At 66.9% G+C, this 7,186-nt stretch carries 7 protein-coding genes; 3 read left to right on the forward strand and 4 right to left on the reverse strand.

The window, feature by feature from the left end; genetic code table 11:
• Positions 1-1,731, reverse strand: a 1,731-nt coding sequence (locus MK313_RS17415; protein WP_287783357.1) for a lytic transglycosylase domain-containing protein, incomplete at its 3' end; no start/stop codon positions are given.
• Positions 1,732-2,014: 283 nt separating this feature from the next.
• Between MK313_RS17415 and dapA the strand changes: the two genes are divergently transcribed.
• The 3 genes from dapA to MK313_RS17430 are packed head-to-tail and all read left to right on the forward strand — an operon-like array spanning position 2,015 to position 4,355.
• Positions 2,015-2,902 carry a 4-hydroxy-tetrahydrodipicolinate synthase gene (gene dapA, locus MK313_RS17420; RefSeq protein WP_287783360.1) on the forward strand — a complete coding sequence of 296 codons (888 nt, stop codon included), beginning with the start codon at positions 2,015-2,017 and terminating at the stop codon, positions 2,900-2,902.
• 27 nt (positions 2,903-2,929) lie between these two features.
• A complete protein-coding gene (smpB, locus tag MK313_RS17425; RefSeq protein WP_008943698.1) occupies positions 2,930-3,418 on the forward strand; it encodes an SsrA-binding protein SmpB in 489 nt (162 codons plus the stop codon).
• Positions 3,419-3,446: 28 nt separating this feature from the next.
• Positions 3,447-4,355 carry a DMT family transporter gene (locus MK313_RS17430; protein WP_008943697.1) on the forward strand — a complete coding sequence of 303 codons (909 nt, stop codon included), beginning with the start codon at positions 3,447-3,449 and terminating at the stop codon, positions 4,353-4,355.
• On the opposite strand, the gene MK313_RS17435 is transcribed toward MK313_RS17430, so the two are convergent.
• From MK313_RS17435 to MK313_RS17445, 3 genes are read right to left on the reverse strand one after another with little or no spacing between them, the layout of a single operon-like run.
• Entirely contained in the window at positions 4,336-5,589 is a 1,254-nt protein-coding gene (locus MK313_RS17435; protein ID WP_287783365.1) for a D-amino acid dehydrogenase, read from the reverse strand. The two genes, MK313_RS17430 and MK313_RS17435, sit on opposite strands and share 20 nt — an antisense overlap.
• Positions 5,590-5,592: 3 nt before the next feature.
• Positions 5,593-6,444: an iron chelate uptake ABC transporter family permease subunit gene (locus MK313_RS17440; RefSeq protein WP_287783368.1), complete on the reverse strand. Its 852-nt coding sequence runs from the start codon at positions 6,442-6,444 to the stop codon at positions 5,593-5,595.
• Positions 6,392-7,168 (reverse strand): ATP-binding cassette domain-containing protein, encoded by a 777-nt coding sequence (locus MK313_RS17445; RefSeq protein WP_416054151.1) that lies wholly within the window; start codon positions 7,166-7,168, stop codon positions 6,392-6,394. Before MK313_RS17445 ends, MK313_RS17440 begins: the two co-directional genes overlap by 53 nt.
• Positions 7,169-7,186: the final 18 nt, after the last annotated feature.

Consider the following 7,186-nt stretch of genomic DNA (forward strand, 5'->3'; position numbering starts at 1 on the left):
CTTTGAAGGTGTCTGGTGGGCCAAGCGCGAAGAGATCGCCGAGTGGTACCTGGAAAACCACGAGAGCCACATCGCATGACAACCGACGGCCATCCGCCGTTTCGTGCCGAACACGTCGGTAGCTTCGTTCGCCCCGAGCGCCTGCATCAGGCCGCGCGCGCCGGCGCGGCTGATCGCCTGGCTGTCGAAATTGCTCTCCTGCCGGATCAGCGAGAGGATGAGCGACTGCTTCGGGTGTCCTTCGGCGATATTGCCGGGCAGCGGATAGCCGGCTTCGATCAGTTGCAGCCCGTCCTGCGCGAACTGGCGGGCAAGGCGGACGCCGACATCGGGGTTGCCATTGGCCTGGCCGAGATCGGCGACCAGCTGGCGCTCGCCGGGACTGTCGGCCTGGCGTGCCACCGCGTCGAGGAAGGTGGAGAGCAGCTTCGGCTGGTCGATCTCGCCCAGCCGGCGCACCAGCCGGACCAGCTCGTTCTTCTCGAAGGTAGCGATTTCCGCCTTGGTCGGAATCGGGTCGGCGGGCAGGGCGGGCAGCGGCCCTTCCAGCCGCGCCGCAGCCAGCTGGCCATAGAAGGTGGTGATATGGGCGCTGGCCTCACCATACCAGCGCGCGGCTTCCTCACGCCGGTTCAGCGCCTCGGCGGCACGGCCAGCCCAATAGGCGGCGCGGCTGCGGCTGATCGGTGTAGAGACGCCATCATGCATGCGGGTGAAATGGGTGAGCGCGTCCTTCTTGTCCTGCAGGAAGCGCAGCGCGACCCAGCCGGCCAGGAACTCGCCATCGGCGAACACTATGCCGCTCTTGGCGCCATGGCGGCTGGCGAGGTTATAGGCGTCGCTTATATGGCCGGCGTTCAGCGCCTCGCGGAAATGGTAGGCCCGCTCACGCCACCAGTAGCTGGCATTGGCAGGATCGGCCGGCGCCTTGGCCAGCAGCTCGCGGGCCTCGTCGGTGCGGCCCTTCATGCGGCGCCAGCGGATGCGCTCATACAGCAGGGAGGGATCGTCCTGCAGCGCCTTCGGCACGGCGTCGATGGCGGCATCGACACCGGGGCGCAGGTCGCGCAGCTTTATGCGCGCATTGGCCAGCGCGCGCAGGTCGGCGGGGACCAGCGGCAGCATGCGCTCGGCACTGGACAGGTGCCCTTCCCACAGCAGCCAGTCGAGCCGCCTGGCATGGTCCTGGGCGCGCAGCAGCCCGCCATAACTCTTCAGGAAGTCGGTCTCGACGCTCTTGCTGAACACGCTGCGCTGCCAGATGGTGCGGACCAGCCCGGTCAGCTTCTCCTTGTGGCCGCTGGCCTGCAGTGCCGCCAGCTGGCGCAGCCGCCCATCCTGCGTCAGCGGTGGAAACTCGTCGAACCATTGCGCAACCGCCGTCGCGGGCAGGGTATCCGGCATCTTCTGCTCACCGCGCAGGCGCAGCGTGTTGCGGTGCGGCCAGGACGGGTTGGCGTGCAGGAAGGCGGTGATCTCGGCGAAGGTGGCGTCGGTATCGGACCGCGTGAGGTCCATCCAGTGCAGCGCCTTGTCCAGCAGCGCGTCGCGGCTGCCCGCAGGCGCCTTGCTGGCGCTGGCGCGTGCCTCGGTCCACTTATCCGCCTGCGCCGCCTCGAAGACCCTGGTGTAGAGCTCCTTCTGCGCCGGCTTCAGCGTATCGGCAGCCACGACATGCCCGCCCGGCCAGGCGACCAGACACAGAAATAGCACTGCAAGACGAATTGGCATGCCGGCCCCTTGAACTGTTTATGGTCGTGACCCAAGCCGCGATCGGCTGATTTTTGGCGCGCCTTTTATCCTTTCAATCCTAACGTTTTCTTGGGCTTACAGCAAGATGTGCGCACTAAGCGATAATCGCGGTGCTGGCGTAGGAAGCCGATGTGTGCCAGCGCTGCCGGCATGCTTGCGGGGCGGGCGGTCGGGCGCTATGGTCTTCGGCCCTTCGCAGAGTGCGCAAGGGGGCGGGCCGCTGCAGGTCCGCGCAAACCGAAAGCCAGAGGGAGAACTCGTCATGGCCAAGCCGCCGTTCAGCGGTGCCATCACCGCCTTGATCACGCCGTTCGCAAACGGGGCGGTGGACGAGAAAAAATTCCAGGCTTTCGTGGACTGGCAGATCAAAGAAGGCATCAACGGCGTCGTGCCCTGCGGCACGACCGGCGAATCGCCGACGCTGAGCCATGAGGAGCATAACCGCGTCACCGCGCTGTGCGTCGAGGTCGCCAAGGGGCGCGTGCCGGTGATTGCCGGTACCGGCTCGAACTCGACCGCCGAGGCGATCAGCCTGACCCAGCACGCCCAGAAGGCCGGTGCCGATGCGGCGCTGATCGTCACGCCTTACTACAACAAGCCGACCCAGGCCGGCATGATTGCTCATTACAAGGCGATCCACGACGCGACCGACATTCCGATCATCATCTACAATATTCCCGGACGCTCGGTCGTGGACATGAAGGTGGAGACGATGGCGGAACTGGCGAAGCTGCCGCGCATCGTCGGCGTGAAGGACGCAACCAACGACTTGACCCGCCCGGTGACGACACGGCTTGCCATCGATGCGGATTTCGCCCAGCTCTCCGGCGAGGACGGCACCCAGGTGGCCTATCTGGGGCAGGGCGGGCATGGCTGCATCTCGGTCACCGCCAATGTGGCACCGCGTCTCTGCTCGGAGATGCATGCCGCGTGGAAGGCCGGGGATTTCACCAAGGTCCAGCAGATCAATGACCGGCTCATGCCGCTACATGAGGCGCTGTTCTGCGAATCCAGCCCCGGCCCGGTGAAATATGCCGCGTCGCTGCTGGGCAAGTCGGATGCCGCAACCCGGCTGCCGCTGACCGAGATCGCCGCGTCCAGCAAGGCGCGGGTCGAGGCGGCGATGAAAAGCGCGGGTCTGCTCAACTAACACGGATGTCAAAGCGGGGTTACCGCCATGTCGGGCGATAAGGCCGCCCAGAAGGCCGAGCGCTATCGGATTGTCGCCGATAACCGCCGGGCACGGCACGATTACTTCATCGAGGACACGCTGGAAGTCGGCATCATGCTGCTGGGCACGGAGGTGAAATCCCTCCGTGCCGGGCGGGCCAGCATCGGCGAATCCTACGCCGGGCCGAAGGCGGGCGAGCTGTATCTGTTCAACGCCCATATTCCGGAATACGGGCAGGCCGCGAACCAGATGAATCATGAGCCGCGGCGGACGCGCAAGCTCCTGGTGCATCGGCGCGAGCTGGCGAAGCTGCTCGGCATGGTGAAGCGCGAGGGCGCCACGCTGGTGCCGCTGCAGATGTATTTCAACGAACGCGGCATCGCCAAGCTGCAGCTCGGCCTCGCCAAGGGCAAGAAGCTGGCGGACAAGCGCGAGACGGCGAAGAAACGCGACTGGCAGCGCGACAAGGCCCGGTTGCTGCGCGAAAAGGGCTGATCCGGCTCTACAGCGAGGAGAACAGACCGTGTCGCAACGGCAAGCCTACCTGCTGCTGGCCCTGGCGGCCCTGTTCTGGGCCGCCAATCCGGCGCTGGGGCGTTTCCTGGTGGGCAGCGTGCCGCCGATCAGCCTGTCCTTCTGGCGCTGGAGCGGGGCGGTGATCGTGATGGCGCCGCTGGCGCTGCCGGCGCTGTGGAAGCAGCGCGCGACCCTTCGGCAGGACTGGCTGGCGGTGCTGGTGCTGGGCTTCCTGTCGGTCACCGGGTTCACCACGCTGGTCTATGTCGGGCTGCGCTATACGACGGCCACCAATTTGTCGCTGCTGAACGCCACCATGCCGGTGATGATCCTGATCGTCGCCCGGCTGCTGCTGGGCCATGTGATCGGCCGGCAGCGGCTGATGGGGGTGGCGGTGTGTCTGGCAGGGGTGGTGTTGATCGTCGGCCAGGGCAGCCTTGAGACGCTGCTGGCGGTGCGCTTCAACCCCGGCGACCCGATCATCCTGGCGGCGATGCTGTGCTGGGCCAGCTATTCCGTGCTGCTGGCGCGCCTGAAGCCGCGCCTGCCGATGCTGCCCTTCCAGCTAGCCGCCTTTGTCGCCGGCTGGTTTTTCCTCGGCCTCGGTTTTGCGTGGGAGGCGGCGGCGGGCGCGGCCTGGTGGCCGTCGCCGGCGGATGTCGGATGGGTGCCGCTGGTCAGCCTGGTCTTCCTGGCAGTGTTTCCCTCCGTGCTGGCCTTCCTGTTCTGGCAGAAGGGCATTGAGGCAACCTCGCCGGGTACGGCGGGCTACTTCATCTATCTGGTGCCGGTGTTCGGCACGCTGCTGGCGGTGCTGACGTTGGGGGAGCGGCTGTACTGGTTCCATTTTGCCGGCATGGCGGCGATCTTCGCCGGCATCTGGCTGGCCCAGCGGACTACAGCGAAAACCGGCTGATTGTCATGCCGCTGAGGTCATGGTCCGGCGTGCGCCCCGCCGCAAGGTCCGCGATCACCTGAGCCGAGCCGCAGGCATAGGTCCAACCATAGGTGCCGTGGCCGGTATTCAGCAGCAGGTTCGGCACGCGGCAGCTGCCCAGCACCGGCAGCCCGTCCGGTGTCAGCGGGCGCAACCCGCACCAGAACTCCGCTTCCCCACCGTCGATATCCGGGAACAGCGACAGGCCGCTCTCCAGCACCTGCCGGGCGCGTGCCTGTTCGAGGTTCAAATCGTATCCGGCGATATCGGCCATGCCGGCGATGCGCAGCCGACCGCCCAGCCGGCTCATCGCAACCTTCTTCTCGGCGATATAGAGGCTGACCTGCGGCGCGCTGTTGCTTGTCCCCACCGGCACGGTCGCGGAATAGCCCTTCACCGGATAGACCGGCAGCGATAGGCCAAGCTTGCGGGCGATCTGCGGCGAATGGCTACCGAGCGCCAGCACGAACAGCTCGCCGTCGATCTCGCCCTTGTCGGTGCGGACCGAAAGAATCTCGCCCTTGTGCAGCTCGACATCGCTTATGGCGTGGCCATAGCGGAAATCGACACCCAGTGCTTCGCAGCGTTCGGCGAGGCCGCGTGCGAACAGATGCGCGTCGCCGGTCTCGTCGGTCGGCAGGTGCAGGCAGGCGGTCAGCCGGTCGCGGGAGGCTTCCAGCGCCGGTTCAAGGGCGATGGCTTCCTCGACTGAGATGCGTTTCGCCGCGATTTCCGAACGTCGCAGGATCGCCTCGAAATCGGCGAGGTCGGCGACAGTTTCCGGCGTGGTGCAGAGCTTCAATATGCCCTTTTCCAGCTGGTCGTAGGCAAGACCGGTCTCCTGCTTCACGCCGGCCAGCATCCGCTGGCTGTATCGGCCGAATTCCAGCATGCGGCGGAACGTGGTCTCAAAGCGTTCCTGCCGGCATTCGGCGAGGAAGCGCAGACCCCAGAGCCATTGCGCCGGATCGGCTTTCAGGCGGAAGCGCATCGGGCTGTCGCCCCGCCGCATCCAGTCCAGCATCTGGCCGGGCACGCCGGGCGCGGCCCAGGGACCGGAGAGTGCTGCGGCGATCTGCGCGGCGTTGGCGAAGCTGGCCTCCAGCGCCGGTCCGGGCTGCCGGTCGATGACGGTGACCCGGTGCCCGTCGCGCGCCAGCCGGTAGGCGGTGGTGATGCCGATGATACCGGCGCCGAGGACTGTGATGCGCATGGCTCAGCCTTTCGCGGGCATGCCGCCGCGGATCGCCGGGATCAGCAGCGACAGCACGAACAGGCTGGCTGCCGCCACCACGATGGCCGGGCCGGTCGGCAGGTCGAAGCGCAGCGAGGCGGTCAGCCCCAGCACCACGGCAAGCATGCCGGTCAGGCTGGCATAGAGCGCCATGCGCTCCGGCGTGCGGGCGAAGGAGCGGGCGGCCGCCGCCGGGATGATCAGCAGCGAGGTGATCAGCAGCATGCCGATGATCTTCATGGCAATCGCCACGGTGATCGCCAGCAGCAGCACGAAGCCCAGCTTCACGCGTTCCACCGGCACGCCCTCGACGCGCGCCATCTCCTCATGCACCGTCATCGACAGCAGCGGGCGCCACAGCCAGACCATCAGCCCCATGACGACGGCGCCGCCGGCATAGATCATTGCCACATCGCGCCAGCCGACGGCCAGGATATCGCCGAACAGATAGCCCAGCAGATCGACACGCAGCGTGCTGAGGAAGGCGATGGTGACGAGGCCGAGCGACAGCGCGGTGTGCGACAGGATGCCCAGCAGCGTATCGCCGGGCAGCTTCTGCTGGCGCTGCCAGACCGGCAGCAGCAAGGCGATGGCGATGCAGCTGGCGAAGATGCCCAGGGTCAGGTCGATGCCCAGTACGAAGCCCAGCGCCACGCCCAGCAGCGCCGAATGCGCCAGCGTATCGCCGAAGAAGGCCATGCGCCGCCAGACGATGAAGGAACCAAGTGGGCCGGCAAGCGCCGCCACGCCAAGGCCGCCCAGCAGGGCGCGCAGGAAGAACTCATCCATGATGGTGGTGATGGTGCCCGTGATGGGGATGGGTGCAGCCGGCATTCTCCCCAGCATTCTCCCCGGAATTCTCCAGGGTGCTGTCCTCGTGCAGCGGCACCACGCCACCGCCCGGCGTGTGGTGGTGGTCGTGATGATGCTGATAGACCGCCAGCGCCCGCGCGGCGCGCGGTCCGAACAGCGACAGGTAGGCCGGGTCGCGGCTGACATCCTCGGGATGGCCGGTACAGCAGATATGGCCGTTCAGGCAGATAACCCGGTCGGTCGCCGCCATGACGAGGTGCAGATCGTGCGACACCATCAGCACGGCGCAGCCGCGTTCGCGCCGGATGCGTCCGATCAGCTCGTACAGCTCGACCTGGCCGTTCACGTCAACGCCCTGCGCCGGCTCGTCCAGCATCAGGATATCCGGCTGGTTCAGCAGGGCGCGGGCCAGCAGGGCGCGCTGCGTCTCGCCGCCGGACAGGCCCTGCATCGGCCGGTCGGCCAGATGCGCGATGCCGGTCTCCTGCATCGCCTGCCGGCGCGCGGCACTGCCGCCATTGCGCGACAATCCCAGAAACCGGTCCAGCGTGATCGGCAGCGTCGGGTCAATGGCAAGCCGTTGCGGCATGTAGCCGACCCGCAGGCCGGGACGCCGGGTGACAGTGCCGTCCTGTGCGGGGATCAGCCCCAGCAGGGCCCGCAGCAGCGTCGTCTTGCCGGAACCGTTGGGGCCGATGATGCAGACGATCTCGCCTGCCTGAAGGGCAAGGTCGATATGGTCCAGAACCGGTACCGCGCCGCG

Source organism: Oceanibaculum sp., assembly GCF_022449305.1.
GTDB lineage: Bacteria > Pseudomonadota > Alphaproteobacteria > Oceanibaculales > Oceanibaculaceae > Oceanibaculum > Oceanibaculum indicum.